This window comes from Bradyrhizobium sp. USDA 4510, assembly GCF_054059095.1.
Genome location: NZ_JBSSBT010000001.1, coordinates 2,843,465 through 2,859,953, shown reverse-complemented (window position 1 = coordinate 2,859,953; position 16,489 = coordinate 2,843,465). Strand labels below are relative to the sequence as shown.

General features: G+C 62.4%; 19 protein-coding genes and 1 pseudogene. 6 read left to right on the top strand and 14 right to left on the bottom strand.

The window, feature by feature from the left end; all coding sequences use genetic code 11:
• Positions 1-107 precede the first annotated feature (107 nt).
• Positions 108-1,898: a thiamine pyrophosphate-requiring protein gene (locus tag ACVMDN_RS12715; protein WP_253640100.1), complete on the top strand. Its 1,791-nt coding sequence runs from the start codon at positions 108-110 to the stop codon at positions 1,896-1,898.
• Positions 1,899-1,910: 12 nt separating this feature from the next.
• Positions 1,911-2,729 (top strand): SCO family protein, encoded by an 819-nt coding sequence (locus ACVMDN_RS12710; RefSeq protein ID WP_253587178.1) that lies wholly within the window; start codon positions 1,911-1,913, stop codon positions 2,727-2,729.
• A 168-nt stretch (positions 2,730-2,897) separates the two neighbouring features.
• On the opposite strand, the gene ACVMDN_RS12705 is transcribed toward ACVMDN_RS12710, so the two are convergent.
• Positions 2,898-3,116 (bottom strand): DUF3606 domain-containing protein, encoded by a 219-nt coding sequence (locus tag ACVMDN_RS12705; RefSeq protein WP_141342315.1) that lies wholly within the window; start codon positions 3,114-3,116, stop codon positions 2,898-2,900.
• Positions 3,117-3,292: 176 nt separating this feature from the next.
• Between ACVMDN_RS12705 and ACVMDN_RS12700 the strand changes: the two genes are divergently transcribed.
• A complete protein-coding gene (locus ACVMDN_RS12700; RefSeq protein WP_076826400.1) occupies positions 3,293-3,658 on the top strand; it encodes a PRC-barrel domain-containing protein in 366 nt (121 codons plus the stop codon).
• Positions 3,659-4,014: 356 nt separating this feature from the next.
• Here the strand turns inward: ACVMDN_RS12700 and ACVMDN_RS12695 are convergent.
• The 7 genes and pseudogenes from ACVMDN_RS12695 to ACVMDN_RS12665 all read right to left on the bottom strand — a co-directional run.
• Positions 4,015-4,263, bottom strand: a pseudogene (locus tag ACVMDN_RS12695) (HEAT repeat domain-containing protein); the annotation flags it as partial.
• A 244-nt stretch (positions 4,264-4,507) separates the two neighbouring features.
• Entirely contained in the window at positions 4,508-5,458 is a 951-nt protein-coding gene (locus ACVMDN_RS12690; RefSeq protein WP_246786704.1) for a sensor histidine kinase, read from the bottom strand.
• Between the two features lie 677 nt (positions 5,459-6,135).
• The gene (locus ACVMDN_RS12685) at positions 6,136-6,522 is read right to left on the bottom strand and encodes a response regulator (RefSeq protein ID WP_076826395.1); all 387 of its coding nucleotides are present in this window, start codon (positions 6,520-6,522) and stop codon (positions 6,136-6,138) included.
• Between the two features lie 79 nt (positions 6,523-6,601).
• Positions 6,602-6,964, bottom strand: a complete 363-nt coding sequence (locus ACVMDN_RS12680; protein WP_253640101.1) for a PRC-barrel domain-containing protein — start codon at positions 6,962-6,964, stop codon at positions 6,602-6,604.
• A 329-nt stretch (positions 6,965-7,293) separates the two neighbouring features.
• Complete coding sequence (locus ACVMDN_RS12675; RefSeq protein ID WP_456835184.1) at positions 7,294-7,623, bottom strand: hypothetical protein; 330 nt, start codon at positions 7,621-7,623, stop codon at positions 7,294-7,296.
• Positions 7,624-7,659: 36 nt separating this feature from the next.
• The gene (locus ACVMDN_RS12670) at positions 7,660-7,860 is read right to left on the bottom strand and encodes a hypothetical protein (RefSeq protein WP_141343189.1); all 201 of its coding nucleotides are present in this window, start codon (positions 7,858-7,860) and stop codon (positions 7,660-7,662) included.
• A gap of 876 nt (positions 7,861-8,736) precedes the next feature.
• Entirely contained in the window at positions 8,737-10,164 is a 1,428-nt protein-coding gene (locus ACVMDN_RS12665; protein ID WP_141343187.1) for a TAXI family TRAP transporter solute-binding subunit, read from the bottom strand.
• 79 nt (positions 10,165-10,243) lie between these two features.
• On the opposite strand from ACVMDN_RS12665, the gene ACVMDN_RS12660 reads away from it, so the two are divergent.
• Positions 10,244-10,402: a hypothetical protein gene (locus ACVMDN_RS12660; RefSeq protein ID WP_159109475.1), complete on the top strand. Its 159-nt coding sequence runs from the start codon at positions 10,244-10,246 to the stop codon at positions 10,400-10,402.
• A 103-nt stretch (positions 10,403-10,505) separates the two neighbouring features.
• Here ACVMDN_RS12660 and ACVMDN_RS12655 read toward each other — a convergent pair whose 3' ends face one another.
• Complete coding sequence (locus tag ACVMDN_RS12655; protein ID WP_141343186.1) at positions 10,506-10,823, bottom strand: hypothetical protein; 318 nt, start codon at positions 10,821-10,823, stop codon at positions 10,506-10,508.
• A 24-nt stretch (positions 10,824-10,847) separates the two neighbouring features.
• Positions 10,848-11,960: a DUF1236 domain-containing protein gene (locus ACVMDN_RS12650; protein ID WP_141343185.1), complete on the bottom strand. Its 1,113-nt coding sequence runs from the start codon at positions 11,958-11,960 to the stop codon at positions 10,848-10,850.
• A gap of 225 nt (positions 11,961-12,185) precedes the next feature.
• Here ACVMDN_RS12650 and ACVMDN_RS12645 point away from each other — a divergent pair, with 225 nt between their 5' ends.
• Positions 12,186-12,413 (top strand): hypothetical protein, encoded by a 228-nt coding sequence (locus ACVMDN_RS12645; RefSeq protein ID WP_057017197.1) that lies wholly within the window; start codon positions 12,186-12,188, stop codon positions 12,411-12,413.
• A 254-nt stretch (positions 12,414-12,667) separates the two neighbouring features.
• On the opposite strand, the gene ACVMDN_RS12640 is transcribed toward ACVMDN_RS12645, so the two are convergent.
• The 4 genes from ACVMDN_RS12640 to ACVMDN_RS12625 form a co-directional block, all read right to left on the bottom strand.
• Complete coding sequence (locus tag ACVMDN_RS12640; protein WP_057017196.1) at positions 12,668-13,180, bottom strand: PRC-barrel domain-containing protein; 513 nt, start codon at positions 13,178-13,180, stop codon at positions 12,668-12,670.
• A gap of 147 nt (positions 13,181-13,327) precedes the next feature.
• Positions 13,328-13,534 carry a hypothetical protein gene (locus tag ACVMDN_RS12635; protein ID WP_141343184.1) on the bottom strand — a complete coding sequence of 69 codons (207 nt, stop codon included), beginning with the start codon at positions 13,532-13,534 and terminating at the stop codon, positions 13,328-13,330.
• A 21-nt stretch (positions 13,535-13,555) separates the two neighbouring features.
• Complete coding sequence (locus tag ACVMDN_RS12630) at positions 13,556-14,656, bottom strand: glycosyltransferase family 4 protein (protein ID WP_141343183.1); 1,101 nt, start codon at positions 14,654-14,656, stop codon at positions 13,556-13,558.
• Between the two features lie 129 nt (positions 14,657-14,785).
• A complete protein-coding gene (locus ACVMDN_RS12625; protein WP_141343182.1) occupies positions 14,786-14,995 on the bottom strand; it encodes a hypothetical protein in 210 nt (69 codons plus the stop codon).
• A gap of 860 nt (positions 14,996-15,855) precedes the next feature.
• Between ACVMDN_RS12625 and ACVMDN_RS12620 the strand changes: the two genes are divergently transcribed.
• Positions 15,856-16,263, top strand: a complete 408-nt coding sequence (locus ACVMDN_RS12620; RefSeq protein ID WP_159109474.1) for a hypothetical protein — start codon at positions 15,856-15,858, stop codon at positions 16,261-16,263.
• Positions 16,264-16,489 lie beyond the last annotated feature (226 nt).

The following is a 16,489-nucleotide window of genomic DNA, read 5'->3' as shown; positions in this document are numbered from 1 at the left end:
TGCCTATCTCTTCTCCGATGCCACCTCCTACTTGAGGGACGGTCGCTTTGGAACGGCTGCCAATCCCCGCCGTTCACCGCTCACATTCAACTTTCGGGATATGCACGATGTCCAAGACCGTTGGCGATTTCGTAGTGCGGCGCCTCCAGGATTGGGACGTGCGGCATCTCTTCGGTTATCCCGGCGATGGCATCAATGGCGTGTTCGGTGCGCTCAATCGCGCCGAAGGCAAGATCGATTTCATCCAGGCGCGCCACGAGGAGATGGCGGCGTTCATGGCGTGTGCCTATGCCAAATTTTCCGGCCGCCTCGGCGTCTGCATCGCGACGTCGGGCCCCGGTGCCTCACACCTGATCACCGGTCTGTATGATGCCCTCCTCGACCATCAGCCGGTGCTCGCCATCGTGGGCCAGCAGGCGCGGAACGCGCTGGGCGGGCAGTATCAGCAGGAGCTCGACCTGGTCTCGATGTTCAAGGACGTCGCCAGCGCGTATGTCGCGCAGGCTTCCTCGCCCGCTCAGGTCCGTCATCTGATCGACCGCGCCGCGCGCATTGCGCTCGCCCGGCGCACCGTGACCGCGCTGATCCTGCCGAATGATCTGCAGGAAGAGGATTACGAGGATCCGCCGCGCGCACACGGCACGCTGCGGTCCGGCGTCGGATACACTCCGCCGAGGATCGTTCCGGCAGAGGCCGACCTCGAGCGCGCCGCCGACATTCTCAACGCCGGCAAGAAGGTCGCCATGCTCGTCGGCGCCGGCGCGCTTGGCGCGACCAACGAGGTCACCTCTGTCGCCGACCGGCTGTCGGCCGGATGCGCCAAGGCGTTGCTCGGCAAGGCCGTGGTGCCCGACGACCTGCCATGGGTGACGGGCTCGATCGGCTTGCTCGGCACCGAGCCGAGCTACGACCTGATGATGGAGTGCGACACGCTCTTGATGATCGGCTCGGCGTTTCCCTATTCCGAGTTCCTGCCCAAGGAGGGCCAGGCCCGCGGCGTCCAGGTCGACATCGACGCCGGCATGCTATCGATCCGCTTTCCGATGGAGATGGGCCTCGTGGGCGACGCCGGGGAGACGCTGCGCGCGCTGCTTCCGCGCCTGAAGCAGAAGAGCGACGGCAGCTGGCGAAAGACGATCGAGCACAACGTCCGGACCTGGTGGAAGACATTGCAGGATCGCGCGCACCAGCCGGCCAAGCCGGTCAATCCTCAGCGCGTGACATGGGAGCTGTCGCCGCGTATTCCCGATCGCGCGATCATCACCAGCGATTCCGGCTCCTGCGCCAACTGGTTTGCCCGTGATCTGAAGATGCGTCCCGGCCTTATCGCCTCGCTGTCAGGCGGCCTGGCATCGATGGGCGCGGCAGTTCCCTACGCAATCGCCGCCAAATATGCAGCGCCCGATCGTCCCGTCATTGCGCTGGTTGGCGACGGCGCCATGCAGATGAACAACATGGCCGAGCTTATCACGGTCGCCAAATACTGGCGCGACTGGAGCGATCACCGCTGGATCGTCTGCGTATTCAACAATGAAGACCTCAACCAGGTGACATGGGAACAGCGCATCATCAATGCCGATCCCAAGTTCGAGGCATCGCAACGCATCCCCAACGTTTCCTATTCGCGTTTCGCCGACCTGATCGGACTGCGGGGGATTTATGTCGACGACCCCGCACAGCTCGGCTCGGCCTGGGATCAGGCGCTCGCGAGCGACATCCCCGTGGTGCTGGAAGTCAAGACCGATCCGGAAGTGCCCCCGCTACCGCCGCATATTACGCTCGAGCAAGCCAAGAACTTCTCGATCGCGCTCGCCAAGGGCGACCCGAACGAAGTCGGCGTCATCCGCGGCGCAGCGCGCCAGCTGCTCGAGACCGTGTTGCCCGGCAGGGAGAAGTGAAGGCCAGAAGCGATGCATCGCCAGATGATGCTTGCCGTCTATTTGGTCTGCGCAGCGCTGGCGCCGGCGCGCGCCGAGTTGACCGGGTCCGATCTCGCCGGAGTCGACGCATCGCCCCGGCTCGGCGCCGTGCTACCGCTGAGCGTCCGCCTGCGCGACGAAAACGGCGTCGCACGGCCGATCCGGGAATGGCTCACCGGCGGACCCAGCGTGTGGGTCCTCGCAGATTTTACCTGCGATACGTTGTGCGGCCCGGTAGTCAGCACCGTCTCCGATGCGCTCCGGCAGTCCGGCCTGCGTCCCGGTCAGGACTTCGATCTGCACGTCGTGAGCTTCGACCCGCAGGATACCCCGGAGAACGCGAAGGATATGAAGCAGGCGCAAGTCGGCCTCGAAGCGCTGGGCGACGCCGCCCACGTCTCGCGCGGCGATGCCGGCGATATCGCGGCACTGACACGAGCATTCGGATTTGAAGCGGTCTACGACCGCGACCACGGCCGCTACGCGCATCCCGCGGCCGCGTTTGTCGTGACGGCAGACGGTCGCATTGCGCGCGTCCTGCCCGGTCTCGGGCTCCATCCCGCCAGTCTGCGCCTCGCGTTGGTCGAAGCCGGTCAAGGCCGCAAGCACGGGGGTCCGCACGACCGCCACACTCGGAGATCCGGCACCTTTGAAGAAGCAAAGGCCCAGCGCCCCGGGGAGAGCACTGAGGCCGATCATTGTCTCACTCGCCACGATCGCCGACGTCAGATAGGCGACAGACTGCGACCAGCCCGCGGCGATTCCGCTTCCGAACGAGCGCGCTTTCGGGATCGAATTAGCACCAGTTGATTGCTGCCGACCAGGCCCTAACTCCGACCGGCACCGCAACTCGGCCGACGATCGACGCGCTTGCGGCCGGGGCCGCTCCAAACTGATCGATGTGCCCCGGGTCTTCGGGGGCAAGAGCCGGGGCACCTTCATTCGTCCAATGCCGCTCTGCCGAGGAGCGACGCATTGCTAACGACGCTTCGAAGGTGCCGTTCCTAACGACTTTTTCACCGCCGACCCGAGCCGGCGCTCAACTCTCTTGCGGCTATTGCCCACCTTCTTGACGGACTTCTTCACCGACGCTGCCGAAGTCCGGGTTTTCTTCGCCTCATAGCTCACCTTTGATCCTAGCCGCGCGGCGACGCGCGCACCTTCGCCTCCAGTGTACAGTTTTGTACATACTTCCAAATCAAACCGCCGGCGCTCAGGTGAATAGGATGAGGTACCTTTCCGCCACTCGATGTTTTGAGACGGCCGCTGACCGGTGCGCCTAGCTCAAATTTGGTGAAAGCATTGGCGAGCCAAAGGTCTCTTAGGAACGACCACAACTGCCCAGGGTTGGGCTCCATCATGAGGAGGATCGCATGGCTTACGAAGAACGGGAGACTGGAAATCTGATCGGCAGCGATAAGGTCGAAGGGACCGCCGTTTATGGTGCCGACAATGAACGCATTGGTTCGATCGAACGGGTGATGATCGACAAGATTGGTGGCAAGGTCTCCTACGCAGTGCTGGGATTCGGCGGCTTCCTCGGCATCGGAGACGATCATTATCCCCTTCCGTGGCAGTCGCTCAAATACGACACCAACCTCGGCGGCTACATTACGGGACTTAACGACAGCCAGTTGCGCGGAGCGCCAAGGTACAGCAACGAGAGCAGTTGGAACTGGTCAGACCCCTCGGTCGCCCGATCGGTCGACGACTACTACGGCCGCATTCCAGCTCCGTGAGCCCGACAACCAACGATCGCCCGACGTGTCCGGTGTGCAAGCACCAAATGGCTCTAGCGCGCGTCTCGGCCGGCAAGCGTGGATTCGAGGAGCGCATGTTCGAGTGCGCCACCTGTGGGCGGACCGTAAAGGTCTCAGTTGCCGTTGATCCCACGGAGACGGATCGGGTTGGTTGGCTCGCCCGTTCGCTGGAGCCCCCGAGTTGAGGAGCTGGCCGCGCAGCTTCTCTTCAAGGCCGCGACCCACGGCACGCAAGCAAATACTCTGGCCCCTAGCCGACGTACGAACGCTGTTCCACCCACTGCCTCAACCCGATTGAGCGCAGTTGCTCTCATTCGCAGAATTCGGGTACAAACCTACGAATTCGCCTTTGCCTTCTTCGCCACGATCTGTTGCAGGGCCCAGCGCGCGTTCTTTCTGACATCTGGATCCGGGTCATCGGCAATGACCGCCAGGAACACTTCGCCATCCGGATGAGCGATCTCGCCCAACGCGGCGGCGGCGGCGACCAACCCACCATTGACATTGAGCCCCAGCGTCTCGGCCGCCATCTCGCGCACCATCCAGTCGTCGTCCTTGAGCGCACGCATGATCGTTTCCGCCGCCGAGAAGCGTTAGTACTGTCTCGATCTGGGCGATCAGCGCCTCGATTTCCTCCCGCTCGTTCGGTCCGGGATCACGCTGTAGTCGCTGCAGGAGCGCCTGCTTCCGTGCAAGAAGCTTTGCGACGGTCGACATTGGGCCCTCCTCCGTTGCCAGGCAAGCAGGTGCAAGAAGGACTTGGTGCACCGGCTCCTGACGCAATGCCAATTCCCCTTCAGATGGACCTGTCCCTAGCGATAAGGAATGCTAACGCGGATGCGCCCGCACCTGGACGCGCAGACCCGGGTCCAGCCGTTCGTATGTGATTTCGCCCTCGAGCTGCTGAGTGAGCAGGTGCACGATGCGGGAGCCCAGTCCGCCCGGCTCTGCTCCCTCCCGCAGGCCAATGCCATTATCGGACGCCGACAGCTCGATGCCGTCTCCTTTCGACAAAGAAACAACGACGTTTCCTGGCCTGTCGCCAGGAAAAGCATACTTCAGCGAGTTCGTGACCAATTCGTTCGTGATCATGCCGAGCGCAAGCGCGTGGTTGTTCGGCAGGAGAATGTCCTCGCAGACCACCTGGAAGGCAACCGGCCCAGATGGAGCCAAGGACTGGAAGACCTTCTCAACCACGTCATTTAGGAAGTAGCGCATGTTGACCGAGCGCGAGTCCTCCTTGAGCGCAAGATGGTCGTAGACCTCCGCCATCACCTGCACCCTGCGGGCGGTGGCTTCCAGCGCAGCCGCGACCTCCGGCCCGCCGTGCCTTGCCTCCAGCCGGATCATGCCGCCAAGGATTGCGAGATTGTTTTTCGTCCGGTGCGCCATCTCCTGCAGCAGCAAGGTCTTGGTCTTGTCCGCCTGCATGACGCGTCGGAGTTCCGCGCGCTGAAATTCGGCGACGATGGCTGTCCCGGCGGCGGTGATCGCGAACAGTGCATTCGTCGCGAGGAAATCGATGCCGAAGCCACCTGCGTAGCTGAGGTAGGCGCCCACGCCGATAGCGATGAAGGCCGCGAATATTCCAGAGCCGCGATCGAAGATCAGGCCCGAGAGAAAAACGCCGGGCAAAAGCAGGAAATATCCAGGCGCCCCGGTCTGAGTCTGCAGCGCCGTCTGCAGCACGGCGCACACCACCATGATGCAGGCGGAGATGCCGTACCGGACCGGGCTTGGAAGCCGGTGCTCCAGAACCAGGGGGTAAAGCCTGTTCATTGGATCCCAACCGCGGGCTTGCCGTTCAGTTGCTCATGCACAGTGTTCCCACCGTCGCTGCATCATCGCAAGCCGAATCGGACCTTGCGGATCTTCAGATTTTCTGGCTGTTCAGGCCTTAGATGTCTCGCTGCCGCCTCGCGGGCCAATCGTTCCGCCTTCAGGCACTCCCGGTTCGCATGGAACGCCTGCTGGGCGCGTTCATACTCGACACCGCCACTTTGGCATCCGCGTCACTAAAGACCTTTCGAGCTTCTCCTTCGGTCGGGGTCGGCATTCTCCGCTCCGATATGCGATTGCTCATTGCTCATTGCCCCTCCTCCGAGGGTCCTCGCCCAATAATGTGCATCAGGACCGCCAACCCTGATGGGCAGGCTTTCTCCCGGCGAAGCCTTAGGGGGAGTGCGCCGGGTGGGAAGTGATTCGACGCGCGGTAAGCCCGTTCGTTCCATGGGGCCCGTGACACAGGCAGACTTCCCCTGCGGCCTGGCCGTCGGCTTTTCACTGGGGCCTCATTCGCGGCCTTCTTGCCTTGATCGGCATCAGCATTTTCTTCTGCCCGCTTGATGCCTTGCGCGGCTTCTTGGCGAGGTTGGGCCCCGATCGCCAGTGCCCTCACGGCATAGCCACCATCTGCGGGCTCGACCGAAGGATCGGAAGCTCACAATGATCCCGGTTCAACCCGGCGAGAGGCCGGTATCGAGTAGCTGCGAGACGGCCGCAGCCAATTGCGCGGGCGTAAAGGGCTTCTCGATTAGGACGCTGCCATCGACACTCTGCGATTTCCAGTCTGGCGCGCTGGCGCTCGTCATGTAGATGACAGGAAAGCCAGGCGTGATTTCCCTGATCTGCCGCGCCAGCTCCCATCCGCTGATGCCGCTACCCAGGTTGACGTCCGTCAGCAACGCCCGACACCCCTCTCGCCCATCGCGAAAGGTGGATAGGGCCACCTCCCCCGAATGGACCGAGCAAGCCTCGAAACCGCCGTCGCACAAGGCGTCCTCGATGAAGCTGCAGATCAGAGCTTCATCGTCCACGACCAGAACGCGAATTGCAGCACTCACTTTTAAGTCTCCATCGGGACCAAGGCGGAAAGGCGGGTGGGTCTCGCGTAACGGCAGGGTCGTGGCCCCGAGTGCCGCCTCAAGCCACCGGCACACCGTAATAGGCATTCACCGCCCGCGTGGTCGCGGGGTCACTCCAGTTCCAACTGCTCTCATCGGCATATTTGGGAGCGCCGCGGAGCTGGTCGTGGGTGATGCCGGTGACGTAGCCGCCAAGGTTGGTGTCGTATTTCAGTGCCTGCCACGGCAGCGGATAGTGATCATCACCGATGCCGAGCAGACCGCCGAAGCTCAGCACCGCGTAGGATACCTTGCCGCTGATCTTGTCGATCATGACGCGTTCGATGTAGCCGGCCTTTTCGCCGTCGGCCCCGTACACGTTGGAGCCCTCGACCTTGTCACTTCCGATCAAGCTGAACGTCTCGCGATCTTCCATGGCCATGTTGACCTCCTGAAGTTTGTCTTCAGAAGTCAACCGGACGACCATGGCTCCGTTCCTTGGCTGAAGCCTCGGTGCCGTCGTTCTCGCCCTCCGGCAGCATTCGGCCGGGACGCGACCGCAACGCCTACCCCCGGGTCTAGGATTCCTGCCGCAGCGGAACGACGCACGGCGCGCCGCTCCCACCTTGCGATTGTGGGCCGGTGCGCAGCACGGTGATGAAAGTCTTCGAATTCCCCGAAGCGCCGCCAGTACGGCGGCCCGTGGCGGAGTCAGAAAGCCTTCGCCCGCGCCCGCTCCCGGACGGGTCGACGCCGCTGACGCCGTTGGGTCTAGCTCTCGCGGGTTGAGCCAGGAAGCGGAGATCTGGGCGCTGCAGGCGAAGACTCGGCCCGGGGTCCCTCGCTTCGCAGCTCTACGTCGGAAGGCCGGGCGGCTTCCATGAGCTCCAGCCCCGCGCGGCCCTTCTCTGTGATGCGCCAACCGCCGTTCAGGCGCTCCACCAGTCCTTGCGAGAAGATGTCGAGATCCGGCATGCGTGCGGCCGAGCGCTTGGTCCGCTCGCCCCAGTCCCGTCCGCTCGTCGCAAGGATCGCCAGGTCGCGCTTGAGGTCCGGCATGACGGCGAATCCGTCGGGATAGCTCACCAGGATCTTCAGCACCGTGACCTGGAAGTTCAGGCCACCCGCTCCCGCCCGCTATCGCCACATCGTCGGCGCGCCGTGAAGAGCCTCGCGGCCGACCTGCCTCAGCCGCTCGGGCGAGGTGTCGCCATTCGTCGCGGCTTCCAAAATACTTAAAGCTACGTGGGTGCGTGCGCCGGTCTCATAGCGCGACACGTCTTCGCAGACCTCGTCGAGGACGATACACAGAAGCGCGGTCATTGCCGGATCGAACATGAGGCCCCCAAAGGAAAAAGATTGTAACGCAATCACAATCACATGGGCGCCAAATTCAAAAGTGTTTAGCGCCCCAATATCCAGCCAAGTCTACACTCGAGATCCGGCTCGGCCAGCTCAGAAAGTGGCCGCACCGCAGTGCGGATTGAACCTGCCTTCGGTCAAGCTGTTGCGCGGGCCCCGGCGCCGAGGCATTGCGGACAACCAGCAACCAATGCCTGGTTTTCCCGTTGTCGAGCCGGGAAAGAAACGAGAAAGGAATGATCCGATGAGGAAGTTTGCAATGGTGGGGCGACCGGAGGCGTGATCGCCGGCGCGGTCATCGGAGGGCTTGCCTCCTCGGCGTATGCCTGGGGACCGGGTCCGGGCTACTATGACTACGGCGCCGGGTACTAAGGCGGGCCATACGCCTACGACGACGCATACGATGCTCCGTAATCACGTGCCGAGATCTTTGGTTTCGGCGATGACCCACACACCGCCCTCGGGCCCATTCGCACTTTTGACGATACGGCCAATGTCGTTCGCGCCGATCTCGAGCTGCGCCGTGGCGCGTGCCCTATCCGATGGGTTCTTTGACAAGCAGATCGATGGGCGGATCGATGATCCCGCAGCGGGCTGGAAGGCTGTTCGGGTGGCTTCCGGCAACCGCACACCGTTTCATATCGAGGCTATCGAGCGCCACATCCGGGAGCGACGGACGCCACACTATCGAGCCCCCTGGTGGTCCAGTTCCAGCTTCGTCCGGACGCGCTGGCCCACTAATCCGCTGGTGACGTGCACACGCCCGAGTTCGCGTACTGTCACTTTTCAAGGTATCGAATGAAGGCAGCCGCAGAATCATTTTCCCAAGGTGCAGTTTTCTCATACGAGACCTTATCCCCGAGGCGGAAGGCTGTGACCCACTGCCGCGCCTCGAACCGGTTCAAGGGGACCTCGTTGCAACGCAGCTCGCCTTTCGACGATGGCATGGTTCAACAGTTCAAGCACCAGGCCAAAGGCTGCCAGCTCTTCTTCTTCGATGGCGGCATCATCGTAACTTTCGAGCGTTTCCGCGATGATTGCGTCAGCCTCGCGTTGCAGGGCCAGCAGTTCCTGGTTGGTTTCCGCGGTCCGCGCGCTGGAAACCATGGCCAGGAGCCTGTTGCGATGGCTGGTGTTTTCCTCCCTTTCGTCCCGATTCAAATAGCGACGCAACCAGGCGCCGGCCGAACCGATCGCGGAGAGGAGCAGGAGAGCGAACCAGAAGTAGTCGCCGTATCTGTCAAGAAAGCTGCGTTCGTTACCTTCGATGACGGCCGCCGCTCCCCGGTGCACGGGCAGCTCGGCATCTTTCTCGGTGTCAGGCTTGGTAATGTGTGCAGCCCCCGGCACTTGTCTGGCAATCGCCTGACGGACAGCGAATAATTGCCGGAAAAAGGCCGCCACCGTCGCTTCAGACAATGTCTTTCGCGCCACGATCAGATGGCTGACGCTGACCGTCTCAACCTTGTCATCAGGCCAAGCCGGATCGGCATTGAAGACGCCGGGCGGAATTTCCTCGGATTCATACCGCGGGTGCTTCAGGGCGATGGCTTCCGATGTCTCGATCGCGAGAAACTTCGGCGCGCCTCGCACGCGGGTCGTTGCAGCGATGGCGTCGGAGGTGATTTTGCTATCGAGCGGACCGACCGCCATGAATGCATCGAGGGTCGGGTCGCGTGCCAGCTCCTCGATGTGGTCCGTTCCAAAGTGCATAATCGCGACCTTGTCCGCCTGCACGCCGGAGGCGCTAAGGATAACCCGCAGGAAAGCAGCATTCGCCGGGGTCCGCCCGATTACGCCGACACGATGCCCTGCGAGATCGGCGATCTCCTTGATTTTCGGCGCGTGCTTTCTTTTGGAGGCCTTGCCCGCAAGTCCGGAAGGCGCCCACAGCACAACGAAGTTCTTACGCAGCGTGGCGACGGTCTGCGCGTCGGCGGGCATATCCAGGTCGCCGCGACCGACCGCAAGGTCGGCCTTCCCAGCACGAAGCAACGCGAGGGATTCGACCGCCCCGTCGGCTTTGATCGGGGACAGCCTGACAGTTCTGCTTTCGCTGGCGAAGGCATCGGCCATCGCCTCAACTACTTTGTGATCATCGCTTCCGGGAGGTCCAACTGCGATCCGGAGAACTTCCGGCCGCAGCGCATAATACAGTGCGCCCGCTGCGGCGCCAAAGACTAGAAATCCAACGGCCAGGACAAGCAGCAATGAATTGCTCCTTCTTCGCCGTCGGCGGGCAGCGTCATTGGTTTTATCTGTATCGCTTGGCGAGGACATGTGCCGCTGCCAGCCAGAGATCAAAGCGCGTCCTGCTTCCTAGGATATCTGCCGCGAGCGCTTGGTGGAAGAGCGAGTGATGAACAACAACCACGACACGCGCCGTCTTTCTTCGCCTGCAGCGGCGGACTCCTGGGTGCCGAGCAACTTCAGCGCAGTCTCGATCTTGGCGAGGAGCGAGCGCCTGGATTTCGGCTCGCTCGTTCGGGCCGAGACCGGCTTCGAGCCGCGCCGGTAATTGCTCTTTCTGTCCCAGGAGCTTCGCAATAGCAGACATCTCATCACCGCGAAAACGTAATCGACGGCGAAAGGGCCGCTCAGAGAGCGGCCCCATTTCTAGTTCACCAGCTCCGGGTGCCGAAGCTGAAACCGATGCTTGGGCCACCGCCGTAGTAGCCGTAGCCGCGATCGTAGTAGCCTGGACCATTGTAATAGCCGTAGCTGCGGCGAACCACGTAGCCGTCGTCTCCGCCGTAGTAGCGTTGGACATAGCGGGGACCGCGGGTCCGGTAGCAGCGGCCATACTCGTTACAGACAAGACGGACTTGCTCGATGCCCGCAGCCTCAGTCGACGCGATGGCTGCAGGTGCAAGAGGTGCCGCACTCGCAGACGACGCCATCAAGGTCGCGGTGAGAGCTCCAAGCGCGATGTTCTTCATGGATATTCTCCTTCCTTGGCGAGATCAGTCGATCTCTTCGATGATGCGACGTTCATGGGGTTCGACGATGTAGGTCCGGCTGTCCCGGTTGATGTACCGGTACTCGCGAAGGCTCGGAGCATCCCGATTGACCTCTTCGGGAAACGCTTCGATCTCCACGCCTTCCGGCACGCGCTCTCCGGTGCGGATCTCGGTACGAACCGAGCTGCCGGTGGTGGTGCGACGCTCGCGCTCGACCGGCCGCGCTTTGGCGTGCTTGCGGATGACCTCGCGGTCCTTGTCGCTGAAGGTCGTCTTGCGCTGTTCGGTGCGCGCCGGCGCGGCCGCCGTGGAGCGGCCCGAGTACGGCAGGACCGCGACGATCTTGTAGCTGGAGGGCTCCACGATCACGATCTCGTCCCTCACCAGCACGAAGTTGTAGCCCCGGTACTGGGGTACGATCTCGACGACCTCCGCAGGCAGCGGCTGCAGATGTACATCGCGCGGCACGGCCGTGCCGATCGACAACGAGAAATTCACGTTGTTGAGCGGTTGCACATCCAGGTGTGAAATCGACGTGCTGATCCGGGTCTGCTGCTGATCGTTGATGTTCACGGACGCGTTCACGTTCGTGCTCGACGAGCGATTGGCCGTGTTCTGGTGGCTGCTCGGCTGCCGGGCCGTGGTGGTCGGATTGCTACCCGTCGGAGACTGAGCCTGATTGGTGCCCGAAGCCGGTGGGTTCGCGCTCTGTGTCTGATTGTTCGCAGGCGGATTGGTCTGCGCCTGGTTCGAAGGCGGATTAGTCTGGTTGGAGGGCTGGCTCGTCTGCGCCTGGTTGGTAGAGTTGTTCGACGTGGGCGCCTGCGTGGTGTTGGTGCCCGTACCGGAGTTGGACGTTTGGCCTGCAGCGCTCTGGCCGGTCGCTGGCGGAGGCTGCGTCTGGGCCGCATTCGTCGAAGGGTTGGTCTGCGCGGATCCCGGAGCGGAGTTGGACGACGGTGTCGACGTCGAAGAGGACGGCGGCGTCGACGTGGAATCCTGTTGACGCTGCGTAGCCGACGGATTGGAGCTCGACGTGCTCGGAGAAGATTGTGCGAGAGCCGAAGTCGCGAGCGCAACTGCGGCGGTCGTAGCCAACAATAAACGCTTGTTCATCTGAAATCCTCCTAATTGGTCGCCGAACAACACCGGACGAAGGGCCAGGTTCCAGAACGGGAAGTTTCGGCAAATCGGCTGAGACGGCGCCGGTGGAAATTCTTGTCGCCGCGAGAAATCAGTCTCGCGACATGAGCGGTGTGCCTTCCGACTGCCGGGAAGAAACGGAACTTCGCGCCCGCCTGCCCGTTGGCAGTGACTACTTAGAAGCCATTGGAGGAGTCAATGAAGAAGCTGATCGTGTGCGGCGGCCTCGCCGCCTTCGCCCTCGGCACCCAGGCCGCCAGCGCCGCCGAGTTCTACATCGTTCGTGATGCAACGACCAAAAAGTGCACCGTTGTCGACACCAAGCCGACGACGACCACGACGACGGTCGTGGGCGACGGCGTCTACAAGACCAAGACGGAAGCCGAGTCCGCCGTGAAGACCACCAAGGTCTGCACCGAACAGTAAACGGCCATCGCATTGCCGAGCCGGCCTCGCGAAAACGTTCTGAAGGCCATTGGAGGAGAAAATGCTTGTACTGACTTTATGGGCCGTTCCCCGGTGCTCGTTGTTGGCGGCGTCGGCTATTGGATAGTTCACATGCACTGAGCGAACAGTCCGCATGAAAGGCTCGCCCGCAAACCGGGCGATTTTTTTGGACCATTGGGCCCGGCAGAAAAAAGGGCCCAGCGGGGGCCCTCTTTCCGTGAGTTCTCGCCGCACTAATTGTAGTCCGAGTATTTGAACTGCGGGAGCGCCTTCAATTGCTCCTTGTTGCCGCTCATGACCGCGTGGTCCGGGACCCAATCGTTCGCGTTGCGGTTCGTCGTATTCGTCGAAGCCGCGCCGGTGGTGGTGTCGCGCGAGTTGGTCGACGTGCTGCTCGAGCTGGTCCGGACCGGCTCTTCGACGAACTTCAGCTTGTCCATCGAGACGGCGATGTCGTGCTCGCCCATGCCCAGAAAGCCGCCGATACCGATCACCACCGCGTTGATCTTGCCGCTCTTGTCGACGAGCAGCTCGTTGATGTCTCCGAGCTTCTCGTTGGCCTCGTTGTAGACGTTCAGGCCTATCAGCTTCGAAGCGCGCCAATTTCCCTTGAGCGCCATCTTCGCATCGGCCGGCTGGGCCGTGACCGCCGGCGCGGCGCGATCGGCGGGCTGGGTGGATTGCGCGAACGCGCCGCCGCCGATCACGGCAGTGCCAAGCAGAGCGACGGCAAGAAAGCTTTTCATCGATTATCTCCTCCAACGTGAGCCGCACCCGTTCAAGATGCCGGGCCCCAACGCCCGCGATTGCCACTTGTTCCTGATCGCTCCTTTCAGTCGAAACGGGGCGCAAAGGATTCTACCCATGCTTGATGGGGGTCAGGATCCGGTCCACTAACGATGTTCGGTGCTCACGAGCCGGACGACAATTCCTTTGCCTTGGGAGTGAAGGCAAAGCTGCCAAACCTCATTCGAACAGTCTTCCGCTTGCCTTGCGGAGTCGCCGGCCTGCTGGACCTCCGGCTGTGGAGGAGGCACTTCGTCCGCAAGGGCGGCCGTCGCGAGAAGAACAAAAGCCGCCGTGGAAAGAATGGTTTTCATGCGAGCCTCCTGATCGGCGACTCAACGAAGAGACTCTGAAGCCGTGCCGACTTCCGGGCGCGATATGGTTGACCCCGTCTCGAATCCTTCGCGTCCTCCGCGGCCGAGCAGCTCGCGATATCGGCGTTCGTACTCCTTCACCATCCGACTTGCGGCGAAGCGCTCCTCGAACCGGGCGCGGACCACTCTTCTGTCCAGCCGGCCCAGTTCGTTCACTGCCCTGATCGCCTGGTCCTCGTTATCCACGATAAAGCCGGTGACGCCGTCTTCCACCACTTCGGGCACCGAGCCGGCTCGGTAGGCAATCACAGGTGTCCCGCACGCCATCGCTTCGATCATGACGAGCCCGAACGGCTCCGGCCACGCGATCGGAAACAGCAACGCGGCGGCCCCGGCGAGGAACGGCTGCTTCCCGATTTCGTCCACTTCGCCGACAAGTTGGATCTCCCCGCCATCGATGTTCGGCTCGAGCTTCTTCTTGAAGTAGGCCGTCTCCGAGCGCGGTATCTTGGCCGCTATCCGCAGCGGCGTCCGCGCGGCGCGTGCGATGCGTATGGCGGCCTCCGGTCCCTTGTCCGCCGTCAGCCGCCCGAGGAAGGCCAGGTACGAACCACGTTCGCAGGACGGCCTAAACAGATCATTGGGCAGCCCATGCTGGATCGTCGCGATCCAGTTCGCATCCGGAAGTGGTCGACGCTGGTCGTCGGAAATCGCGACGAAGGCCGCGTCTGGGAAAGCCCCGATCACATCGGACAGCCCGGGAAGGTCGAGCCGGCCGTGCATTGTCGTCAGGAACGGCACGCCGGTCCGGCTTAGCACCGGAAGAGGCAACCAGTCGACGTGGGAGTGGATCACGTCGAAATCGCCCGCGCGATCGGCGATGGCTTCGATCAGCAGCGCGCATGCGGCGTTCGGATCCGTTCCCCTTCGCCCCAGGCGCAGCGCACGCGGCCAGACAGGATGGAGCTTTCCCTTTGTCTTCGAATCCCCGCTCGCGAACAGGGTGACGTCGTGTCCGAGCTCGACCAGTTCGTCGACAAGCCAGGCGATCACGCGCTCCGTGCCGCCATAGAGCTTCGGCGGAACGCTCTCGGCCAATGGAGCAAGCTGGGCGATCCGCATGCTAGGCCCCGACCACGGACTGCATGGCAATCACAACGACCGCGGAACTGAGGTATGAAATCGCTAGCAGCGTCCAACTGGGCTTTGTGCTTTCGCAGACCATCCGCGCGACGAACATCTTCACGCCCGTCAACCTTCGTCTTCGGGAGGCTGGTGCAAGTAGGCTATCCCGAAGCTGGCGAGATCTTCGGCATCGCTCTCTCGCTCTTCCCGTCTCCTGTGCAAATAGCGCTCGAGCAGGCAGCGGCGGCTGTGGTGAACGTCAACGTCAGGGTGCGCCGCCCGGTACACGATCCAGGCCGTCTCTGCCGCCCTTCTCACCGTGACTTCGTCGACCATCCTCACGCTCCAAGCGACCGCATCCAGTCGCTGCCAACTCAGCGCGATGGCAAAAGTTTCCAATTTTCTCCGAATCTTCGACCTTTGGTGGAGAAGCGCTCGAAAGGCCGATCAGAAAGCTTTCGCCCGCGCGTGATCGCGGATCCGATTCAGCGCAATGATCTGGCCATCACGGCCCCTAAGGACGGCTCCGCAAAAGCCGGTCGACGGCGCGAACAGTGTCATAGACGGTGGATTTCTTGTGACGAAGGCACGCGGCTAGCGCGTCGATTCTCCGCCGCAGGTGATCAACCAGCCGCTTCGCACCGACAGTCATGCAGCCCCCAAGGCACTTGGACACTTCGAGTTGAGAATAGAGGCGCCGTCAATTGCGTCCCTCGTGTTCGGCGGAGTAAAACGCCGCGGAGACCTCGAGCGGTGCCAGAAGATATGGCGCCGTCAAAACTCCTGCGTAAAAAGTAGCGCGAGACGATCGGCTTAATCAGCTTGACGGTCGCTCGGGTCGCCGGACGGCATTGACCGTCGGCGGGTTGATCATCGCGACCATACGAACATTGTTTCCGGTGGCCATCCGTCAGCGAGCGGCTTCGAACGCCACCATGGCGCCCTTGCGTTTGCCGCCCAAAAGGAAAGGACCGCTGGCTTGCCGCTCCAGGATAAGCGGAAGGCGAACCAAGGAGCTGGCGCGCGCCCGGGCGGTGACCACGATCCATGCCACCCGAGCGGCCGAGAAGCGCGCCGCAGGCGAGGCGCTAAGCTGACGTTGAAGCCGACGTGCCGACCAGCACCAGGCAGGCCGGCGCCACTGGCATGGTCCTGACTCGACGAAAACCAAAAGCATCGCATACCAGGCGAGGGTCGTGCCGATCAGGAGCCGCGCCGAGGCGGACGCTGTCGATTCGCGGCTGCCGCATGCGACTTATGGCGGGTTTCATCAGCCGGCCGGCAGCCGCGCCGGCGGCGGCGCCCGCATGTTGCCGGTTTTTCCCGCCTCCAGGAACGAACCGGTTTCTGCAACGTTCACCGTCCGAGGCAAACACGGAGTGGCTGAGATGGGCGCTGGCGACCAGGTCGCATCCATGTCGGTGGTGGCATTTTTCTCGCTTGCACTGATCGTGATATCGAACCAGTTCGTCCAATCGAGGGCGACAAAGAATCTGGCGATGCCTGCCGCGGCAACAGTTGCCGCTCCGTCTAGCGCAGGCAATAGCCCTCATCCCGTTTCAGAGCCGGCAGCCATCGTGTGGTTTGAGAAAGCAGCCGGTTGACTTGTTTGATCAACATTCCCTACCGCGCCAAACGCACGGTCGGCGCACTTTCCCGTTCGCCGCGACCCGGCACAATGATTGGCTCCGGCGCAGCGGGGAACCGCGCCGGAGCCTTTGGGGAAGTTGATTGCGTACGTTTAAGCAGGTTATCAACCGCCACCGAGGCAAATCGTTCCCAGCCATTTGCATATTTTTCCCGACATAAGGGACGGCAGCAAAACCGGGA